The 19,696-nt window shown below is 38.4% G+C and carries 18 protein-coding genes and 2 tRNA genes; 7 read left to right on the top strand and 13 right to left on the bottom strand.

Annotation, left to right across the window (positions count from 1 at the left end; translation table 11 throughout):
* The first annotated feature begins 78 nt into the window (after positions 1–78).
* From JO40_RS03170 to JO40_RS03160, 3 genes are all read left to right on the top strand, one after another.
* Positions 79–149: transfer RNA gene (locus JO40_RS03170), tRNA-Gln, on the top strand.
* 14 nt (positions 150–163) lie between these two features.
* A tRNA-Glu gene (locus tag JO40_RS03165) sits at positions 164–235 on the top strand.
* Positions 236–323: 88 nt separating this feature from the next.
* Positions 324–2,033: a DUF5312 domain-containing protein gene (locus JO40_RS03160; protein ID WP_044977898.1), complete on the top strand. Its 1,710-nt coding sequence runs from the start codon at positions 324–326 to the stop codon at positions 2,031–2,033.
* A 5-nt stretch (positions 2,034–2,038) separates the two neighbouring features.
* On the opposite strand, the gene JO40_RS03155 is transcribed toward JO40_RS03160, so the two are convergent.
* The 4 genes from JO40_RS03155 to pta form a co-directional block, all read right to left on the bottom strand.
* A complete protein-coding gene (locus JO40_RS03155) occupies positions 2,039–2,620 on the bottom strand; it encodes a YggT family protein (protein ID WP_044977896.1) in 582 nt (193 codons plus the stop codon).
* A 38-nt stretch (positions 2,621–2,658) separates the two neighbouring features.
* Complete coding sequence (gene dnaE / locus JO40_RS03150; protein ID WP_044977893.1) at positions 2,659–6,108, bottom strand: DNA polymerase III subunit alpha; 3,450 nt, start codon at positions 6,106–6,108, stop codon at positions 2,659–2,661.
* Positions 6,109–6,385: 277 nt separating this feature from the next.
* Positions 6,386–8,269: a tetratricopeptide repeat protein gene (locus tag JO40_RS03145; protein ID WP_044977892.1), complete on the bottom strand. Its 1,884-nt coding sequence runs from the start codon at positions 8,267–8,269 to the stop codon at positions 6,386–6,388.
* A gap of 4 nt (positions 8,270–8,273) precedes the next feature.
* On the bottom strand, positions 8,274–9,281 hold the full coding sequence (pta, locus tag JO40_RS03140) for a phosphate acetyltransferase (RefSeq protein WP_044977890.1): 1,008 nt from the start codon (positions 9,279–9,281) through the stop codon (positions 8,274–8,276).
* Positions 9,282–9,461: 180 nt separating this feature from the next.
* Between pta and JO40_RS03135 the strand changes: the two genes are divergently transcribed.
* The 4 genes from JO40_RS03135 (at position 9,462) to JO40_RS03120 (ending at position 14,354) form a co-directional block, all read left to right on the top strand.
* Entirely contained in the window at positions 9,462–11,246 is a 1,785-nt protein-coding gene (locus JO40_RS03135; RefSeq protein WP_044977887.1) for an ABC transporter ATP-binding protein, read from the top strand.
* A gap of 12 nt (positions 11,247–11,258) precedes the next feature.
* Complete coding sequence (locus JO40_RS03130; protein WP_044977885.1) at positions 11,259–13,088, top strand: ABC transporter ATP-binding protein; 1,830 nt, start codon at positions 11,259–11,261, stop codon at positions 13,086–13,088.
* 67 nt (positions 13,089–13,155) lie between these two features.
* Positions 13,156–14,100: a hypothetical protein gene (locus JO40_RS13945; RefSeq protein WP_044977884.1), complete on the top strand. Its 945-nt coding sequence runs from the start codon at positions 13,156–13,158 to the stop codon at positions 14,098–14,100.
* A gap of 23 nt (positions 14,101–14,123) precedes the next feature.
* A complete protein-coding gene (locus tag JO40_RS03120; protein ID WP_044977882.1) occupies positions 14,124–14,354 on the top strand; it encodes a PspC domain-containing protein in 231 nt (76 codons plus the stop codon).
* Positions 14,355–14,396: 42 nt separating this feature from the next.
* Here the strand turns inward: JO40_RS03120 and JO40_RS03115 are convergent, their stop codons facing one another.
* From JO40_RS03115 to JO40_RS03090, 9 genes are all read right to left on the bottom strand, one after another.
* Entirely contained in the window at positions 14,397–15,356 is a 960-nt protein-coding gene (locus JO40_RS03115; RefSeq protein WP_044977880.1) for a dienelactone hydrolase family protein, read from the bottom strand.
* 12 nt (positions 15,357–15,368) lie between these two features.
* Positions 15,369–16,310, bottom strand: coding sequence for a prolyl aminopeptidase (gene pip / locus JO40_RS03110; RefSeq protein WP_044977878.1), 942 nt, complete (start codon positions 16,308–16,310; stop codon positions 15,369–15,371).
* A gap of 161 nt (positions 16,311–16,471) precedes the next feature.
* Positions 16,472–16,954, bottom strand: coding sequence for a GNAT family N-acetyltransferase (locus tag JO40_RS03105; RefSeq protein WP_044977876.1), 483 nt, complete (start codon positions 16,952–16,954; stop codon positions 16,472–16,474).
* A 38-nt stretch (positions 16,955–16,992) separates the two neighbouring features.
* Positions 16,993–17,118 (bottom strand): hypothetical protein, encoded by a 126-nt coding sequence (locus JO40_RS15000; RefSeq protein ID WP_255817493.1) that lies wholly within the window; start codon positions 17,116–17,118, stop codon positions 16,993–16,995.
* A 25-nt stretch (positions 17,119–17,143) separates the two neighbouring features.
* A complete protein-coding gene (locus JO40_RS03100; RefSeq protein ID WP_044977874.1) occupies positions 17,144–17,608 on the bottom strand; it encodes a hypothetical protein in 465 nt (154 codons plus the stop codon).
* Positions 17,609–17,844: 236 nt separating this feature from the next.
* The gene (locus JO40_RS03095; protein WP_044977872.1) at positions 17,845–18,303 is read right to left on the bottom strand and encodes a hypothetical protein; all 459 of its coding nucleotides are present in this window, start codon (positions 18,301–18,303) and stop codon (positions 17,845–17,847) included.
* Positions 18,304–18,408: 105 nt separating this feature from the next.
* Positions 18,409–18,576, bottom strand: a complete 168-nt coding sequence (locus JO40_RS13840) for a hypothetical protein (RefSeq protein WP_158506565.1) — start codon at positions 18,574–18,576, stop codon at positions 18,409–18,411.
* Positions 18,563–18,736, bottom strand: a complete 174-nt coding sequence (locus tag JO40_RS13425) for an AAA family ATPase (protein ID WP_245608976.1) — start codon at positions 18,734–18,736, stop codon at positions 18,563–18,565. Before JO40_RS13425 ends, JO40_RS13840 begins: the two co-directional genes overlap by 14 nt.
* Before the next feature lie 155 nt (positions 18,737–18,891).
* A complete protein-coding gene (locus tag JO40_RS03090) occupies positions 18,892–19,509 on the bottom strand; it encodes an alpha/beta hydrolase (RefSeq protein WP_044977870.1) in 618 nt (205 codons plus the stop codon).
* Positions 19,510–19,696: the final 187 nt, after the last annotated feature.

Below are 19,696 nucleotides of genomic sequence, written 5' to 3'. Positions count from 1 at the left end.
AAATTTGATAAGGTGCAAAAGGTTCAACAGGGCTTATTGACTTTTTTTTTGATTGATGATATATTCTTGTTTCATTATTCCCCGGTTGTGTAATGGTAGCACCGCAGATTCTGGTTCTGCTTGTGGGGGTTCGAATCCTCCCTGGGGAATTTTTTTATTCATTGGTCCCTTCGTCTATCGGTTAGGACATGAGATTCTCAATCTTAAAAGACGGGTTCGATTCCCGTAGGGACCGGTTCTGTAGATTCCGATATAAAAAACACCTTATAAGTTTATTTTATACCCTATAGACTTTTTCATAATTTACGGTAATATATAAGGATATGGAAAGAAGTCTGTCAACATTTGATCAATTAGTAAAATCATTATCAAAAGAAGAAACGCAAACTCTGCTGGAAACTATTCAGCGCAGCATGGAAGACTTTGCAGCCGAAGCCCAACCCGAGGAAAAGGCAACTCTTTCAGAAAAAATCAGAGAACATCAGGGAATAGGCATAGCAAGCGAACCCTTTTTGATAAGATTGTGGCTCTCTATAAGATCGTTTTTAAGATCCATACCTTTAAAAGTAATATATAATGAAGAACTTTTAAAAAGAATGGCAAAAAATCTTAAAAGATCGGCCGGCGCCTATATAAATATACATCAGAATGTCTATACCGGTGTTTTTTATACGGAATTAAAAAATCTACGAAAAACCCAATTGTTTTTTACATCTCTTCTTTCGGCTTATGACTCAGGTAAGGGCTCTTTCTATATGCTTGTAAGTTCCTTTGTTGCACCCGCAACCTACGAAAAACTCATGAAAGAAACAAACCCTTTTTCAATTAAGATAGGCTCAGAAGTTTCATCAAATATCCGGACAGGTTTTTTACGAAAAATTGATGCGGTTTTTTCTAATTTAACTGATGAAGAAAAAACAGAAATGTACTTATGCGCTCAAGCTATAGAATGGATGAAATCCTTCTGCTCTCTTGCATTGGATAAAACTTTGTTGAGGTTTAATGTAATTTCGGATTCAAATGCTACATGCCAAGCCCTTACGATACAGCCCGAAATGGAAGTCCTCTCGTCAATACTTTATTCTAAAAAAAACATACCTTATAATCTTCTTCAAGCTCTATTTTTAATGCATGCACAAGAGACCATAATAGATGATGACAGCAGAATGGTAAAAGAGGCGGACGAATTTGTAAAGGAAGCTATTGAAGCCCTTGGAGCTATAAGGCTGTTTTTAAAACAAGTTCCTCTCTTAGACATTACCCGCTACATTAAAAAAGACATAAATTGGATGCCTTATAAGTTGACAGGCGGTGAAGATTGGTTTATTTACTTTAAACAGGCTTGGTATGAGCGGTTTAACCAAAAATGGTCAACTTGGTCATATGAACAAAAAAAGTTTAATATTAAGATTCAGATGATTAACCTTTTAAAGGTGGGCGATTTGGAATCTATGAAATTTTGTCCATGGCGCAATTTATGGGTAGAATGTAAATTTAAAAAAGAACTTCCTTTTCTATTTTTAAAAACATTTTTTTATGCCTTTTATGATGACAAACTTTCGAATACCCTAAAAACAATCCTAGTAGAAGGCAATTTTTATAAACATGAAAATTTGAACGAGTATACAACTTCATATAATGTGCTTGAGCACCGTAAAGGTGAATTTGAAAAGTTTGAAAACCGCTTATCTCCTACAGGAGACGTAGGAACAGCTTTTGCAAAAATACGTGCAGAAAAGACAGCCACTTTAAAAAACAAAAATCAAATTGAAGGCTTGATGCACACGGTCGAGGCAGAAGCAAAGCAGCTTATAAATTCGAGTATTGATGCTTTAAAATCGATTGAGCTGATTTTAACAGGAATCCTCGGCGGCGGAAAAACAAGCACATATGCAACTATTACAAACTGGGCAATTATAGCCGGATCTAAAAACGGGCATTTCCGCGAAGAAGTTGCTAACGCAAAAGAACAAATACATACAAGTATAAATCTCTTATCCTTAGCGGAAAAGCTTGAAGCCGAAGCAAAATAAGATTTTTATACGAACCTAAAGTATGTAAACATTACGCTCAATGATCCTATAAAGCTCCCTAATAAGAACCGTAAAAGAATCAGTACTATCAGACATACGATTATCTGTTTTCTCAGGCTCATAAATTTTCCGCCTGATAACTTATGAACTCTCACAAAAACGGGCGATAAAAATCTGTCGAGCATATCGGCAAAGTTTCCCCGCCGGTAGTTTTCAGAAAAATCAAGAACCAATCTAATTATCAATATTATAATAAAAAAATTGAGTAAGAATGAAAAAAACGACCAAACTATATTTACAAGGTTTAATACAATTCCCAAAACGGAAAATGACCTCATATCTGCAATTTGGAACAACACACCGGAAAAAAGAGATAAAATCCCAATGGCTAAGATAGGCGAAAAATCTACCATTCCGATTTGAGTAAATCTGAATCTCCTAAACCAGCTCAAGTAAGGATCACAAATTTCATAAAGAAAGCCGCCCCGTGAACGTGCTCCAAACCACGAAAGAAAAATATAAATAATACAAAGATAAGAATAAATCTTTACTACGAAACCCAATGTGCTAAAAAGTGATGATATCATATAAACCTCTCTATCTATATTTTAAATTTAATTCTTTTTTATTCAAGCCAAATTTGTTCAACCCCGAACTGCATATTTAATTCTTCTATAAATTCGGGAGTTGATGGTATACGGATTTGAGGAGAAGCCTTAATTATATAAGCCTTATCCTCATCCTTTACATGAATATAAACATCGCAGTTACCTGACCTCTCATATAAAAAATCCTTTAAACCGGTCAACTCTTTTGCAGAAGTTATATTTTCATCAAGCTCAATGTGAACCTCGCTTAAAGCCTTCTGCTGCAATTTATCTATTTCCAAAACATCGTCTACCAAAAAGGAATGAGACTCGCCATCACTGTTATCAATAGAACCCACAAAGCCGCATACTGTTTCGGGCAAAAGGGAAGGTCTATACTTTTCCCATGTTTTGGGAAAGAAAACCAAATCTAATGTTCCGTTTAGGTCTTCAAAGGTTCCGAAGCCCATCATCGCACCTTTTTTTGTTTGATGCTGCCTGACTCCGGTAAGCATTCCTACAAGAACATACTTCTTTTTTGAGGTGGCGCGGGCAAGATGGGAAATATCCAAGGTGGCAGAATTATTTATTACCTTGCGGTATTCATCCAGAGGGTGCCCCGAAATATAAAAGCCCATGAGCTCTTTTTCGAGGCGGAGTTTTTCTTTTTTGGGGAACTCTTCGATTTTTTCAAAAACAAAGTCCGAAAATTCTTTTATGCCCGAACCTTCAAAAAGACTGCCCTGACCGGTACTTTCATTTTCTTTTTTTTGAGAAGCGTAAGCCACGGCCCCATCCATATTTACCATCAAGGTAGAACGCTCCTGTCCCAAACTATCAAAGCAGCCGGTTTTAATCATAACTTCAAGGTTACGCTTATTTTGAGTGTGCAGATCGTTCCGCTCCAAAAAATCGATAAATGACTTATATCTGCCGTTTTTTTCGCGCTCTTCAGCAAGTTCATGGGCAGCCTGCATTCCGACTCCCTTTATTCCCAAAAGCCCGAAGATAATATTGCCGTCGGAGGAAACACTAAAATATGGGTCGGATAAATTTACATCGGGGGGAAGAATTTTAAGCCCCATCTTTTCGGCTTCGACAATATATTCAGGAAGCTTGTCGGTAGAGGTAATTTCGTTGGTAAGGTTAGCTGCCATAAATTCTGCCGGAAAATGAGCCTTTAAATAGGCTGTTTGAAAGGCTAAAACGGAGTAAGCGGCTGCGTGGCTCTTATTAAAGCCATAGCCTGCAAAGGGGATAAGAATCTCAAAAATCCTGTCGGCGTCTTCCCTGCTGAAGCCCTTCTCTTGTGCACCCTTAATAAACTTTTCTTTTTCGGTTTTCATAACCTCAATTTTTTTCTTTCCCATAGCACGGCGGAGTATGTCGGCTTGACCGAGGGAATAGCCTGCTATTCTTTGTGCAACCTGCATAACCTGTTCTTGATAAACGATAACCCCATAAGTTTCGGCTAGGATATCTTCAAGACAGGGATCGGGATATTTGATTTTTGAATTATCGAATTTTGACTCGATAAACTGGTTGATATAATCCATAGGACCCGGACGGTATAAAGCATTTAAAGCAATCAAATCTTCCATTTTGGAAGGCTTTGCGCGCTTTAAAATATTTTGCATTCCCTGACTTTCAAATTGGAATACGGCAGCCGCTTTACCTTCGCTAAGCATTTTAAAGGTTTCAGCATCCGAATAGTCAATATCGCCTATCGAAAATTTTTCCCATTCTCCACCTCTCTTATGAATAAGGTCTTCAGTATGCTTTATGAGGGTTAAGGTTTTTAAGCCTAAAAAGTCCATCTTTACAAGGCCGCATTTTTCGATTAAATCCATTGTAAACTGAGTAGCAACCTTTCCGGTTTTTGAATCCTTGTAAAGCGGAACATAGTCGGTTAAGGCAGTCTTACCTATAACGATGCCCGCAGCATGAAGACTCGAATTACGGTTTCGCCCTTCAAGAGCTATGCTTATTTCAAAAAGCTCTTTGTATTGCGGGTCTTCGGCCATTTCTTTTAATTCGGGGACTACGTCAACAGCGTATTTTAAGGTAACTTCCTTTACTCCATCAGTTAGAGGTTTAGGAGGTATGAGTTTTGTGATAGCATTAACATCGGCGAGCGGAATATTTAAAACCCGTCCCACATCTTTTACAACAGCCTTTGGCTTTAAGGTTCCAAAGGTAATAATCTGACCTACATTTTCGTCCCCGTATTTTTGACGTACATATTCTATTACCTCCTGCCGTCTTTCGAAGCAAAAGTCTACGTCGAAGTCGGGCATCGAAACCCGCTCGGGATTTAAAAAGCGTTCAAAAAGGAGGTTATACTTTAGGGGGTCTATATCCGTAATACGCAAAGAGTATGCAAGAATTGAACCGGCTCCGGAACCGCGTCCCGGGCCTACCGGTATGCCGTTATTTTTTGCCCAGTTAATAAAATCCCAAACAATTAAAAAATAACCGACAAAGTCCATTTTTATAACTATATCGAGTTCGTAATTAAGCCTTTCCTTTATTTTATCGGTAATGACGGGATAACGCTTTTTTAAACCTTCCTCGGCCAAATGCCTGATATAATCTTCTTTTGAGCTAAAGTCTTCAGGGATTTCATATATCGGAAGAATGGGGCCCGGCTGCGGAATTTCCAAATTGCACATTTCCGCAATGCGGACAGTGTTTAAAACCGCTTCAGGATATTCCGGAAAGAGTTTGGCCATTTCCTCTCCCGACTTAAAATAAAATTCGCTTCCCTCAAATTGCATTCGATTGGTATCGGTTCTAAGTTTTTTCATCCCGATACATACTAAGATATCTTGCGCTATATAGTCTTTTTGTTCTACATAATGAATATCGTTGGTTAAAACCAAAGGAATGCCGATCTTGCGGGCTATTTCGATTAAAAGTTTGGCAGCCTTTTTTTCTTCTTTTATTCCATGATCTTGAAGTTCGATAAAATAATTTTCGGCACCGAAAATTTCACGGTATTTTCTGACATGAGCCTCGGCCTTTTCTTTTTCGCCGTTTAACAAGAGAACAGGAAGCTCCCCTGCAAGACAGGCCGACAAGCATATAAGCCCTTCCGCATACTGAGCCAAAAGCTCATCGTCTATGCGCGGTTTATAATACATACCTTCAGTATATCCTTTAGAACAAAGCACCATTAAATTACGGTATCCTGTTTCGTTCTTTGCTAATAGGATGAGGTGATAGTATTTTTTCCCTCCCGGAGTTTCTTTTTTTTCAAAGCGGCTTTCGGGAGCCACATAGAACTCGCAGCCGATTATGGGCTTTATATTCTTTTCTTTACAGGCATTATAAAAATTTATAGCCCCGAACATATTACCGTGATCGGTCAATGCAAGGGCAGTCTGCCCCAGCTTTTCAGCCTTTGCTGCAAGGCTTTTAACCGAAGCCGCTCCGTCTAAAAGAGAAAAATCGGAATGAACATGAAGATGAACAAAATCGACAGCCATAAGGCTTCAAGCCTACCACAAAAGGCTCTTTTTTTCAAGACTTGGATAAAGGAAAACCCCCAAGCTGCCGATCGGAAAAAAATCGGAGGATTTAATACTTCTTGAAACTTCTTGATTCTTTAAAAATCAAGAAGAAATTTGAAACTATTTTATAATTACGAAAATAAAAATACTTTGCTGATTTCATCTATATGGGTATGATAAATTCACTTTATTGATAAAAAAGCTTCCCGATATGTTATGCTTTCCTGCTCTATCTGAGGCTGCTTTCTCTTAATCATTTCCCGTAAGCTTTTTCCAAAAATTCGGCAGCATGCCGGTTTTTCGGTTCTTTTTCCAATATATATTGAAATGTTTTGATAGCTTCTTCTTTCTTTTTTAAACGCATTTGGAGGATTCCCTTTATAAGCAAGGTGTCCGTCTTAGTTCCGAACATTTTTTCTGCTGTTTTAAGTAATTCGAGGGCTGTTTTGCTTTGTCCGATTTTATCAAGGCAGAATACAAGATTGTGTAATAAAAGCCTTTCTTCAGGCTTAGCCCTAAGCATTTTCCTGTAAAGAATAGCGGCTTTTTGGTATTGTCCTGCTTTTCGGCGGAACAAAGCCAGTTCAGGATCAAAATTAACTTTTCCGCTTTGACTCATTAAAATTTCAAGTTGGTTGCCGGCATCTTCCCAACGCCCGCATTTTTCAAGGAACAAAACATAATCCCGCCTTATGTAAATATTCTTTTCCCATTCTTGTAAATATAAACCGTAGGCTTCATCGGCTTCTTTATTTAATTGTAAATTTTCGTAAGAGGCGATAATTCCTATTTTAGCTTCTTCATCTTTTTCATTCAAACCTAAGGTTTTTTCATACCAGCTAAGAGCTAAATCGGGCATATTCAGTTTTATATAACAGCAGCCCATCGCATTAAAGATAGCTGTATCGGCTCTTCCGTTTTGAATAAGGGCTTGAAGATGAGGTAATACCTCTTCGGGAGGGTTATCGATATGGGCGGCGGTGATTATTTTATAATAATAAATATCGTCGGCATCGCAAACTCCGCTTGCTTCTGCCCGCAGGATTGCAGAGCTAAGTTCCTCCCAGCGGTATGCTTCTTGGAGGGCAAGCATTGTGCCGTAATAAGGGTAAGGATTTTGAGGCTCATGTTCTATTGCACATTTATAATGACCTAGGGCTGCATTAGTGTTGCCCATGGAACGCTGAGCCTCGGCGGCAAGAAGGCGTATTTCGGCATCGCTTCCAAATGTCTTAATAAAAATTCGGGCAGCAACGGCAGCCCTTGAGTAATCACCCCGCTCCATATGCTTTTTGATAACGCCCATTGCAAAAAAACGGTCTGAAATTCCGTCATCGGGAATCTCAATACCCAGTTTTGCAAAATCTTCTGCAGCAGAGGCTGTATCGCCCAGCTGCATCTTGATCATTGCAGGGTACCACTTTAGGGCGGTATCATCGGGCTCGAATTCGCAAGCCGCCTCGTACTGGCCTAGAGACTCGGGCAGATAACCTTCCATTTTTAGAGCGTGTGCAAGATAGAGGCGCGGAGCAACCCCGTCAATGCCGTTTTTTATTGCAAAGCTGAACATTTGGCGTGCCATGTTTGCATTGCCGTTTCTTAATTCATAAATTCCTTCAACAAAAAGAGAATTTAAATATCCGGCATTAAGTTTTGCATTTGAGGGGGCAAATTTTAGGGCTTCTTCAAAGGTCTTTCTGGCAAGGCGGGGCTTTTTCCATTTTAGATAGGCAGAGCCGAGCATTGCCCTTGTTTCAACCGGCTGAGGATTGAGCTTTAAGCTCTTTTCAAGGCAGTAAGCGGCTCTGTCATACTGCCCTGCAGCTAAATAGGAGCGGCCCAAAAAAAAGAAGCCCATAGGTAAATTCGAATGATCGAATGCCGAATCCGATGAGCATCTTTTAATATAGGCCTTACCGTAGGCTATGGCTCTGCCGTAATTGTTTACGGCAGCCCAAGCCCTTGAAAGGTATAAATATATTTCGGGATTTCCCTGTTTTTCGCCGTAAAAGGGGGAAGATACTTCGGCTAAGCCTTCTGCAGCAAGTTTTTCTAAAATTAAAATTGAAGTCTTATAGTCGCGTTTTTTTCCGGCTTCAATGGCTTCATTTATAAGCGCATTTACAGACTTAGCCATAAGTTTATTTTCTTCCGGCTTGAACCAATGTTACGGCCGAGGTGGTGATTATGTCGTCTACCGAGCATCCTCTGGAAAGGTCGGATATGGGTTTTGCAAAACCCTGAAGGAAGGGGCCGAGAGCTTCTGCTCCGGCAATCCTTTGTACCAGCTTATATCCGATGTTTCCGGCTCCAAGATCCGGGAAGATAAGGGTATTGGCCTGTCCTTTTACCGGAGAGTCGGCTGCTTTCTTTTGCATAACTGAAGGAACTATAGCACAGTCCAACTGGATTTCTCCGTCAAAGACAAAATCCGGTTTTCTTTCCTGTAAGATTTTTACGGCTTCGCGGACGCGTAAAATATTTTCATCCTTGTCTCCGCCGGAGCCCTTTGTTGAAAAGGAGAGCATTGCAACAACAGGCTCAACTCCGGCAAAGGTTCGGCAGCTAATAGCTGCGGAGCAGGCAATGTCGGCCAACTGTTCCGAACTGGGAGTCGGAATTACGGCACAGTCCGAAAATATAAAGACTCCGTTTGCCCCAAGTTTGGGATTTTTTGTATCCATCAAAAAGCAAGAAGAAGCGGTTTTCATTCCCGGAAGAGTTCCGATAACTTTTAAACCGGCACGTAGTACATCGGCTGTTGTGTTTAAGGCTCCTGCAACCATTGCATCCGCCTTATCTTGAACCAGCATCATAGCTGCAAAACCCAGCTCTGCACTCATTTCTATCTTAGCTTGTTCAAGGGTCATTCCCTTAGCCTTTCTTTTTTCGTAATAGCTTTCGGCAAAGGAATCGAGCCATTCCGATTTTTTCGGATCTATTATTTTAATTCCGTCAAGTTTTACACCTGCTTTAGAAGCCGCTGCAGAAACAGCCTCATCGGAACCGATTAAAAAAAGCTCCGATACCAATTTTTCATCTACGATAGATCGGGCTGCTTTAAGAGTCCTTTCTTCAGTACCTTCAGGCAAAACAAGGCGGTTAGCATACATTTTTGCCTTTCTTTTCATTTCATCTACAAAACTCATAATTTTATCTCCTTAATCTTTTCCGTATGTTTAAATTGGGCTAACAATTTTTACTTACGCGGTATTTTAGCATTTTTCAATATTTATGTCTAGCAATTAATTTCCCATGGATTATGGGGGAATTTGTATAGAATAAATTCTTCTTTTGTGTTAAAATCAAGTGAATTAGAGTATCAAATTATGCAAAATTTAAAAAGACTTTTATCTTATGCAAAAGGGCAAAGCCGGCTTTATATACTTGCCCTTATTTTTACGTTGTTTTCACAAGTAATCGTTGCCATGCAGCCTCAGCTTATCAGAATTACAATAGACTCGGTAATAGGAGGAGCTGCCTTGCCGAAAGGTTTAATATCTCAGCTTGTTGCCTTGTTTAAAGACCACTTAAGCGGAACAAGAGGCTTACTTGTAATGGCTGCCCTGATAGTCTTTTTTTCACTTATAAGGGGCCTTTTTACATTCGGCAGAATAAACATAGCCAGTGTCGCAACGGAGCGTTCAATAAAGACTCTCAGAAATAGACTTTACAATCATATCCAGCTTCTTCCTTACTCCTATCATTCTAAGGCAGAAACCGGAGACCTGATTCAAAGGTGTACTTCGGATGTTGAAACCATCCGCTTGGCCTTGTATTCCCAGATAATGGATACGGTAAGTTCCGTCTTTTTGATAATTTATACCATTTACTTGATGGCTCAATTAAATACGAGTCTAATGCTTATTTCCTTTTGCATTATGCCTTTGACTTTTTTTTCATCGGCCATATTTTTTAGAAGAATTCAGAGGCAATTTAAAAAAGCAACGGAATATGAAGCCTCAATGACTACTGCAATACAGGAAAATTTAACCGGCATAAGAGTCGTAAAAGCCTTTACCCGCCATCAATACGAAATAGAAAAATTTATTAAGCGGAGCGAAAGGTACCGCAATCAGAATTTGAAGATAAATAACAGCTTTGCCGCTTTTTGGTCATTCTCTGATTCTCTTTCGATAGCCCAAGTTTTTGGGATAATTCTTTACGGAAGTCTATTGGCCTACAGAGGCGATATAAGTTCAGGAGATTTAGTAGCCTTTATTTCTTATACGGGAATGTTAATCTGGCCTGTCCGCCGTTTAGGACGTATCATAAGCAATATAGGAAAATCCTTTGTTTCTGCAGGACGCATTGAAACTATTTTAAATGAAAAGGCTGAAGATATTTTCCCGACAAACGAAAAACCCGAAATTAAAGGAAACATTAGCTTTGATTCCGTTTCATTTTCTTATCCTGAAACACAAAATCAAAAGATACTCGACAATGTTTCTTTTAATATCAAAAGCGGACAAACTGTTGCAATCCTAGGGCCTACAGGATCGGGAAAAAGCTCCCTTGTGCATTTACTTGCCCGCCTTTATGAATATGATTCAGGCTCTATCAAAATGGAAGGAAAAGAATTAAACACTATAGACAAGGGTTGGATAAGGTCTCAGGTGGGGCTGATTTTACAGGAGCCGTTTTTATACGGCAGAACAATTATGGAAAACCTCAAATTAGCCGTGCCCGATGTTTCCGATTCTTTTGCCCGCCATTTCTCAAAGGTCGCTTTTTTAGATGAAGAAATAAATAAGTTTGAAAAAGGTTATGAGACCTTGGTCGGAGAACGGGGCGTCTCTCTTTCGGGAGGACAAAAACAAAGGCTTGCAATTGCCAGAACCCTCATCAAAGATTCTCCCGTTATTATTTTTGATGACTCCCTTTCGGCTGTAGACACCCAAACGGATATCAGCATCCGTTCCGCTCTAAAGGAAGAAAAAGGGAACAAAACAATGATTATAATTTCGCATAGAATTTCAACTATTTGTGATGCGGATAATATTATTGTTTTAGAAAACGGAAAGATAAGCCAAGAGGGAACTCATGAACAGCTGATAGCTCAAGAAGGTTTATACAAAAGGATTTACGATATTCAAAGTGCTGCAGCACAATAAGGAAATTAAATTATGGAAGATTTAGATATAGATAACTATGATGAAAAATTTAAAAGCGGAGTATGGAAAAAGGTTCTAAAAGAATTCGGCTATTTTAAAGAGCTTTTGATTCCGGGCGTTCTTTTGGGCGGATTGACAGGAGCTTTGGATGTTGTTCAGCCTAAGATGACGAAGTATGTAATAGATACCTTTGTGGAGGGACGTGATTTAAGTAATTTTAATGCTGTAATTATCTTTACGGTAGTGTTTTTGCTGATTTCTGCGGCCGCCACTTTTTTCTTTATAAAATTTGTCGGCCATTTGGAAATAAAAATGTGTCACCGCCTAAGAACAAAGTGTTTTACAAAATTGCAGTCTCTTTCTCTTTCTTTTTACGATAAAACTGCCGTCGGCTGGCTTATGTCAAGAATGTCCTCCGATATAAATAAATTATCCGGCATTGTCGCATGGGGGGCAACAGACCTCTTCTGGGGTTTTTGTATGATGACAGCTGTAATAGTTGCTATGATTGGAGACAGTCCTCGGCTTGCCCTCATAGGCTTATTGACCCTTCCCGTAATTGTCATTTTTAGTATTTATCTTCGAGGAAAAATTTTAAAGGCTCAAAGGCGGGTGCGTAAGATAAATTCTCAATTGACGGCATCCTATAATGAAGACATTCAAGGAGCTAAGACAACTAAGACCTTGGTTCGTGAAGAACTTAACGCAAAAGAATTCTTATCTAAAACCGAAGAGATGAAAACCGCCTCTATAAAAGGTATCTTAATCTCTTCCGTTCTTATGCCTACTGTTCAATTAATCGGTGCCGTCGGAACGGGCTTAATGGTTTTATATGGCGGAATTTCGGTTGTTTCGGGGGCTATTACGATGGGCTTGCTGGTTGCCTTTTTTTCTTATGTTACTCAGTTTAATGCACCCTTGGCTGAAGCCGCCGATCTTTTTGCCGAATTTATTTCGGCTCAAGCTGCCGCTGAACGCATCTTCGGCCTCCTCGAAGAAGAGTCTGAAATTAAGGACAAGGAGGAGGTTGTTAAAAAATACGGTACGGCTCTTTGCCCTACAAACGAAAAAAAGCCGCCTATTAAAGGTGCCGTAAAGTTTGAAAATGTTTCCTTTTGGTACAAGGAGGGAGAACCCGTATTAAGCGGTTTTAACCTTGAAGTTAAAGCGGGGCAAACAATAGCCTTGGTTGGAGCTACGGGTGCCGGAAAGTCTACCATCGTTAATCTTTTTTGCAGGTTTTATGAGCCCAAAAGCGGCCGCATCCTTGTGGACGGCATAGACTATACCGATATGAGCGAAAGCTGGATTCACGAAAACCTAGGCTACGTGCTTCAGTCGCCTCATCTTTTTTCGGGAACGATTGCAGAAAATATCAGGTACGGAAAACTTAATGCAAGCGATGAAGAAATTATCGAAGCTGCAAAGCTGGTAGATGCTCATGATTTTATAATTAAGATGGAAAAAGGTTATGATACGGAGGTAGGCGAGGGCGGGAGCCTCCTATCTACAGGACAAAAGCAGCTTATTTCTTTTGCCCGCACCTTGGTAAGAAACCCTCGCCTCTTTGTTTTAGATGAAGCGACTTCTTCTATCGATACCGAAACGGAACAAAAAATTCAAAAAGCCATCACTACCGTTTTATCGGGGCGTACTTCCTTTGTTGTGGCTCATAGATTGTCGACAATCAGAAATGCGGATAAGATAATCGTTATTGAAGGCGGAAAGATGATTGAGTACGGCAGCCATGATGAGCTTATGAAGCAAAAAGGCCATTATTATGAGCTTTATACTCATCAGTTTATAAATGAAGAACAAAGGTCTCTGAACATAAAGGCTTAAAATTATCTTATACTGTAGTTGTATTTTTACAATTATAAGTGTATAATAGAAAGAGGAGGAATTGAAAATGCAAAAACTCTACTCAAAAATATTTATCGCAATTTTATGCGCAGTCTTTGTTTTAGGCTGTAAATCGACTCCGAAACAAGCTTCTGATACTCCGTCCGGACCCGGAAAAATATCCGTTAGTTCTGTTACATGGATGATAGAAAGATTGGATACTTCAATATGGAACGGAACGCTTAAAGGCAACGGAGAGATGTTTATAAGCTTTTTTATTAACTATAACGGTTCATTTAATACTGCCGATGTTAAAAAGCTGGTTGTAGAATCCCCTATAGATATGTGGGCATTAAATTCTTCACAGCTTGACAAGATTACCGAAATAGATGATAAGGCTAAGATTGCATCCGTAAAACGGCTTCAATGCGGTGAAGGAACCGGTTCTGTAGCTCTCGGAAAATGGAAATTCTCTCTTACGGATGTGAATGGAAATAAGTATGAGCAGGTATTGGATATAACCGGTTTTGAAAAGAAGGCTCAAGATAAAACCGATGAAGCTAAAGCTGAAGAAGAAAGCCTTACTTCCGCTGAAACCGGAACTGAAGATATAAAAATGATTGTTCCTCAGTCCTCATCAAAAAATGAAATAGCAGCCCTTTCTGTTCCTGTAATTAAGTCGGTTTCAAAGGATTCCGATTCGATTGAAATTTTCTTTTCGGTAAATGATGAACGTGTAAAAAACGGATATTTTTGGTTTGATGTGCCGGGAGAAAAATACTACAAGGATTCAGGTTCTATGATAGATGCATCGGGAAATCCTGTAAACGGATGCAGGGCTTTTTCAAAGGATGGAAAGGAATGCCGATATATCCTGCGTAAGGATGATTCCAATTCCGATTGGTTTGATAAGATAACCGCCTGTTTTTTTGTTGTATCCGATACAAATAGGGTTTCATCTCCTTGGGAAGAAAGAAATAGAACCGTAAGTGCCAAGGCTGAGGTAAAATAAATTTAAAATTTTAAGAGGACAAAATGAAAAAACGATTATACAAATCATCACACAATAAAAAAATTTTAGGCGTTTGTGCGGGTATTGCCGAATATTTGGGTGTTGACCCCGTTTTAATCAGGCTGCTGTGGATTATATTTGCCTTTGTTGTGGGTTCAGGAGTTATTGTTTACATAATAGCGGCTATTATTATGCCATATGATACCGAAATTAAGGATGATGATGACACATATGAATATGCACCCCGTGACTGATTAGCGGTTAAAAAAGCTGCCTTTAGAGGCAGCTTTTTATTTTTACTCTAAATTACGCGAATCATAGCTTGGATAGGCTTCGTGTTCTCTATGTATTTCGGTGTAAAGTAAGTTCTTAATATCTTTAAAACATTCATCATCTATTTGAAAATGCTTTAAATTTTCTTTTTTACCTTTTAAAAATGCGTCGAACCATAATACTGAAAGGCGGGAATAAAGTTTAAATGCTTCTTCATCATAACCTCCGGATAAAGGTGTTTTAAAAATATCCAGAGCTCCATTATGTTTTATGTTTTTAAATGAAAGAAAACATGCAGGGGCATCTTTATTTAAGTTTTTGAAAAAGCGGTAGGTTTTTTCGGGATAAGCTGATCTATCGATTTCTGAAGTTAAAAATAAAACGGCACTTTTAGTTTTTGGGAATTCGTCGCCTAATTCTTCGTTGGAGCTTGCTATGGCTTCAACCATAGGTGATGCTCCATTATAAGGATGGATTGCGCTTATAGCCTTAACCTCAGGCCTAAGACCGGCATAATAAAAAGATGCGGGCCCGCTCATCGAATGGGCTACAATGCCTATGTTATTTATATCGATTAAGCCGCATAAATCATGAGAGGCATCTTCATTTTTGTTCTTCATCAAGTTTTGAACAGCAGTAAAGGTTGGAATCCAATCCTTTGGGACGGCCTTTTTCTTTGAAGTAAAAAGAGCTGCGGCATATCCGTATGATGCGAGATGCCGCCCTATGGGTAAAAGACCGTATTTATAATTAGCCCAACCATGGCTGATTAAGATAAGAGGATATGTTCCTTTCTTTTTGGGTATATAGACTGTAATTTCACCTCTTAAATTCTCTTCATCCGAAAGGCTCTTGTCTTCTTTATTGTCCTCCAATTTTTTTTTATAAACACGGTTAAAACCGATTATGTTCTTATCATTATAAGCTCTTATTTCGTATGGGCCTTCAAAGGTCTTAATGCCGTCTTGCAAGTGATGATTCATAAAGAATAAAATCTAAAAGAATTTTTTATGATCTTCTGCTGCCCTTACAAGGCCGTCTACCAGTCCCGGTTCCATACTGGAGTGTCCTCCGAATAAGACAATGTTTAAATTCGATTTAGGTAATTTTTTATGCAGTTTATAAGCTGAAAAAGGCGGACAGTCCATATCATATCTTCCTTGCACTATAGTGCATGGAAGGTCTTTAATCTTATCGCAGCTGTTTAGGATGTAATTATCGTCTTTAAAAAAACACTTGTGTAAAAAGTAATGGCATTCCGCCTTAGCCATAGCAAGGGCTTCCTCATCACTCATGTTATAGACAGCGGGGAATAGCCTCACGAGGGCAGATTCCCAGCGGCTCCACTTATGGGCCGCTTCAAGGGACAAGTTTGAGTCTTCACCGAAAAGACGTTTTGAGTACGCCCTTAATAAAGAGCTTCTTTCTTCTTGCGGAATAAAATTTTGATAGGCTTCAAAATCTTCAGGGAAGAACTTCGATGCGCCTCCTTCTTCATAAATCCAATTTATTTCTGCTTGAGTTCCTAAAAAGATTCCTCTTAGGATTATAGATACAACCTTATCGGGGTGGGCGATGGAATAGATTAGAGCAAGAGTGCTGCCCCAGCTTCCGCCGAAAACCATCCATTTGTTAATACCTAGATGGCAGCGAAGTTTTTCGATATCTTCAATCAGGTTTTCCGATGTATTTTCTTTCATCTCGCAAGGCGGTAAACTTTTTCCCGCTCCTCGCTGGTCAAATAAGACTATTCGGTAAAATTCGGGATCAAAATACTGGCTTGCAACCGGAATACAGCCTCCTCCCGGGCCTCCGTGTAAAAAAACTACAGGTTTTCCCTTAGGGTTACCGTATTGGGCATAATAAATACTGTGTATATCCGAGACCTTTAAAAAGCTTTCATCAAAATGCGGTGTTTTTTCATATAGAATTTTCATAATTTACCTCTAATAAAAATTTTTTTTGGAGGAAACATCAGTTTCCGGATTTAATTTATAGTATATCTTTTTATGAGTAATTTCAAGTATAATTTATCACTTTGCAAAAAATTAACCATCCTTTTAGGCAGTTTGAATGGGTTTAATTCATTGAGTTTGTCTTAAAGTTTTAACACAGCAATAATTTCACTACCATCCATATCACCGTTTTCAATAAAACCGAATGAATGGTATAACTGACGAGCAGCTGTATTTTCAGGTTCATAAGACAGCAAGCAATATTCCGCTTTTCCGCAAGGGAAAGTCTTAATAAAATCTAGAGCCAGTTTAACGGCTTGTTTACCGAATCCTTTGTTCTGATAAGTTTGATCAATCATTAACCGCCACAGATTATAATTTCCTCTTGCAATTTCAGGTGTGTCATTCCACTCGTCATGAATATCAAAGCCAATCATCAAAAACCCGACAGGTGTTTCATTGTCATATATCCCGAACGGAAAGGCATAACCATTTGCCGTGATTGTAACGTATGCTTCAATGATACTTACATCATTAGCTGCAACGAATTCTTTTTGTGACTCTGCCACGCTTAATTTAATAATATCCCAAACATTTTTTCCATTTATTTTTTCTAAATGAAGCATATTGCTGTCTCTCCTCACAAATTGTTATTTATTCCGCTCTACAATTTTACCGATTTAGTCGCAATATATGTTTTAATGTTCAGTTTATGAAGCCTTCCGAAACCGTTTGTATCTTCAACCCATCTATCTATAGTTTCTTTATTTATATCCTGATATGTTTTCATTAGTTATGCTCTATTATTTCAGTTTTTATAGTTCAGTATTTTTAAATTTTGTGAGCAATTTCTTCCACTTTCTTTGTCTGTGTGCATAAAATGCTTTCGCCCAAATACATATTATGCCTGTTTTCCAACCCGATTCAATTTCTATGCAATCAGTATACTTTGTACGATTGTCATCAATGGGCTCCAATTGAATTCTATGATTCCATATCGGTACATGGGGATTACTCTCATTAGAATATATTGTTAATGTTTCTTTATCTAAAGTGCATATATAAATTGAATGGATACCGAACGGAATTACGCCAAAGAGTTTAAAATTCAATCGAAATGTTTTTCCGCATTCCCATTGTATATTTTTTTCACCATCAATCAATTTAAAGGCTGCAAAAGGAGCTGCCACATATTGTAACGATTCCAAACTTTGCAATTTTTCCCATATCACATTTGCATTAACAGGGAAAATAGAGCTTTTACAAATAAATTTACTCATCTGTCAATATCTCCCAACTCATATATACCGGCTCATAAAAACGAAAGCTTATTTTAGACAATGCAATCATCACTGAAAGATGATACATCATTAGGGATACATAGTCAATGCCCAAAAACAGGTTGTCCTGACAGGTTGTCAATTATATTCCGATTCTAATCTTCAGCTGCAAACTGATTTATACTGTCATCCCGATTATCTCAAAATTCATCTGTTCCTCTTCTTCAATAATTTTCTTATAATCCGAATTTTTCCCAGTCCTGAACCGATTCAATAACAGGTATCCAACTGTCGATTTTAAATTCTTCCTGTTCATAGGGTTCAGCATATCCATCCACGATTAAGATTCCGTTGCATTTGATATGAGCCTTACTATTCCTTATTTCAAGAACTTCTAACTTGTATGAAACCATCGGTTCATGTTCATAAATGTAAAATGAATCTTCTCTGTTATCGCTTTCCTCAATTGTTGTTATAGAGAAAACTTCTCCGGCTAATTCTTGTACCGAGTTTTTATTTGTGTCTATCGGATTTATGCAAATAGAAGCTGCTATTGTTTCACCCTTAAAATTACCTTTAGCAAATCCGATATCCACTGACCATGATGCAAAATCATCCTCTTTAAAATACATCAGACAACTCTGCCTGCCGCTCCAGTCATCTTCAAACGTATAATTTTTTCCGATCTTTAGCATTTGTTATCTCCTTTTTACCAATGTATATATCATTATATTTTATTCTACCATTTATAAATCTTTTTCAAGATTTTAAATAATTGTTCATCCATTATATTTTTCTTTCTAAATCATCCACACCGGCACGATATAGTTGTCCCTGTCAATAGCTGACAACTCCGGTTTCATACATATTACAGCACCTTTAGAGTGAATCATTGATGCTTTATCCAGTAGTCCGAATACCTTAACCAGCTCTGATCCCGGATTTGATGATTTTTTAATTTCTTTCATTTAAATCATCCAAAGACACATACCCCCTGTCTGTTCCTTCCATGAGCTTTTGTAACATGGTAGTTTTCCCAACCTGTCTGGGACCGGTTACAAGCACTACCGGATATTCCTTTGTTACTTCTAAAACAACCTCTTCCAAATTCCTTGAAATATAGTTCATTCGATCTCCTCTCGGCTGATTTGTATTCCGATTATATTTTAGCCGAAATGTATCTATATTGCAATAACTTTTCTATTTGTCTTTGCTTGCTGTACATCAGTTATAACATTGATAGTATTTTTTTCCATGCGCAATCATCATACCATTCATCATAGTCAATCGGTATTTGGACACCAATTCCTTTTCAGCCATGTATCCAGAAAATTCATTTGTTCTTCCGTGTGAAACCGATGTTCGCCTCTATCAAAAACCGTTAAATCCGCGTGTATGTTATGTGCAAACGAGGTCATTGTTTGCAAAGGGGTTATATCGTCTTTTTTGCCGCAAAGAATTGCGGTAGGAATATTCCATGTAATAAGATTTTTTCTGACGTAACAAAGATATTCCCACGATAAGACTTCGCCGAAAGAAGTGCTTATTACTTTTTTTGTTCTCAGTTCGTCTTCGGATATGTTTGCTCTTTTCATCATATGTAAGATTACATTTTCCATATCGACAACGGGCGAAATAAACAGCGCTTTTTTGATCGGCTTTTCAGATAAAGACAGCAGTGAAAAATACGCTCCTATGCTGTTTGCGATCAATAAGATTTCGGTATATTTCGGAATAAGGGAGTCGAAATAATTTTGAAATTCCTCTTTCGCCTGCCACGGCAATTCCGCCTTATAATCGAAACCGATGATTTCATAATCGTCATTAAAAAATTTTTTATAATAACGGGCTTCGTCGGCGGAACCGCCTCTTCCGTGGATATATATAACAGCGTTTTTCATTTTAATGCAAAGCCTCATTTTTAATTTACTACACTTTATTTTATCATTTTTCTTGATTTTATTTAAGGATAATTTTAGGTATACCCTTGAAAGACCGGCGGTTTTCTATTCTTCAGGCACTTTGACCTACATAACTTTCCTCACCTCTTGACAACCCTGCCGATTGGTTGTATTTTTACATCCGTTA

Source organism: Treponema putidum (assembly GCF_000755145.1).
Lineage (GTDB): Bacteria > Spirochaetota > Spirochaetia > Treponematales > Treponemataceae > Treponema_B > Treponema_B putidum.
Note: the sequence above shows the minus strand (reverse complement) of the source record. Positions and strands in the feature narration are given on the sequence as shown.

What these genes read in the sequence shown, in the direction of transcription:
- JO40_RS03160 (WP_044977898.1), top strand. Translation starts at nt 324, where the DNA reads ATGGAAAGAAGTCTGTCAACATTTGATCAATTAGTAAAATCATTATCA.
- JO40_RS03155 (WP_044977896.1), bottom strand. Translation starts at nt 2,620, where the DNA reads ATGATATCATCACTTTTTAGCACATTGGGTTTCGTAGTAAAGATTTAT.
- dnaE (WP_044977893.1), bottom strand. Translation starts at nt 6,108, where the DNA reads ATGGCTGTCGATTTTGTTCATCTTCATGTTCATTCCGATTTTTCTCTT.
- JO40_RS03145 (WP_044977892.1), bottom strand. Translation starts at nt 8,269, where the DNA reads ATGGCTAAGTCTGTAAATGCGCTTATAAATGAAGCCATTGAAGCCGGA.
- pta (WP_044977890.1), bottom strand. Translation starts at nt 9,281, where the DNA reads ATGAGTTTTGTAGATGAAATGAAAAGAAAGGCAAAAATGTATGCTAAC.
- JO40_RS03135 (WP_044977887.1), top strand. Translation starts at nt 9,462, where the DNA reads ATGCAAAATTTAAAAAGACTTTTATCTTATGCAAAAGGGCAAAGCCGG.
- JO40_RS03130 (WP_044977885.1), top strand. Translation starts at nt 11,259, where the DNA reads ATGGAAGATTTAGATATAGATAACTATGATGAAAAATTTAAAAGCGGA.
- JO40_RS13945 (WP_044977884.1), top strand. Translation starts at nt 13,156, where the DNA reads ATGCAAAAACTCTACTCAAAAATATTTATCGCAATTTTATGCGCAGTC.
- JO40_RS03120 (WP_044977882.1), top strand. Translation starts at nt 14,124, where the DNA reads ATGAAAAAACGATTATACAAATCATCACACAATAAAAAAATTTTAGGC.
- JO40_RS03115 (WP_044977880.1), bottom strand. Translation starts at nt 15,356, where the DNA reads ATGAATCATCACTTGCAAGACGGCATTAAGACCTTTGAAGGCCCATAC.
- pip (WP_044977878.1), bottom strand. Translation starts at nt 16,310, where the DNA reads ATGAAAATTCTATATGAAAAAACACCGCATTTTGATGAAAGCTTTTTA.
- JO40_RS03105 (WP_044977876.1), bottom strand. Translation starts at nt 16,954, where the DNA reads ATGCTTCATTTAGAAAAAATAAATGGAAAAAATGTTTGGGATATTATT.
- JO40_RS15000 (WP_255817493.1), bottom strand. Translation starts at nt 17,118, where the DNA reads ATGAAAACATATCAGGATATAAATAAAGAAACTATAGATAGATGGGTT.
- JO40_RS03100 (WP_044977874.1), bottom strand. Translation starts at nt 17,608, where the DNA reads ATGAGTAAATTTATTTGTAAAAGCTCTATTTTCCCTGTTAATGCAAAT.
- JO40_RS03095 (WP_044977872.1), bottom strand. Translation starts at nt 18,303, where the DNA reads ATGCTAAAGATCGGAAAAAATTATACGTTTGAAGATGACTGGAGCGGC.
- JO40_RS13840 (WP_158506565.1), bottom strand. Translation starts at nt 18,576, where the DNA reads ATGAAAGAAATTAAAAAATCATCAAATCCGGGATCAGAGCTGGTTAAG.
- JO40_RS13425 (WP_245608976.1), bottom strand. Translation starts at nt 18,736, where the DNA reads ATGAACTATATTTCAAGGAATTTGGAAGAGGTTGTTTTAGAAGTAACA.
- JO40_RS03090 (WP_044977870.1), bottom strand. Translation starts at nt 19,509, where the DNA reads ATGAAAAACGCTGTTATATATATCCACGGAAGAGGCGGTTCCGCCGAC.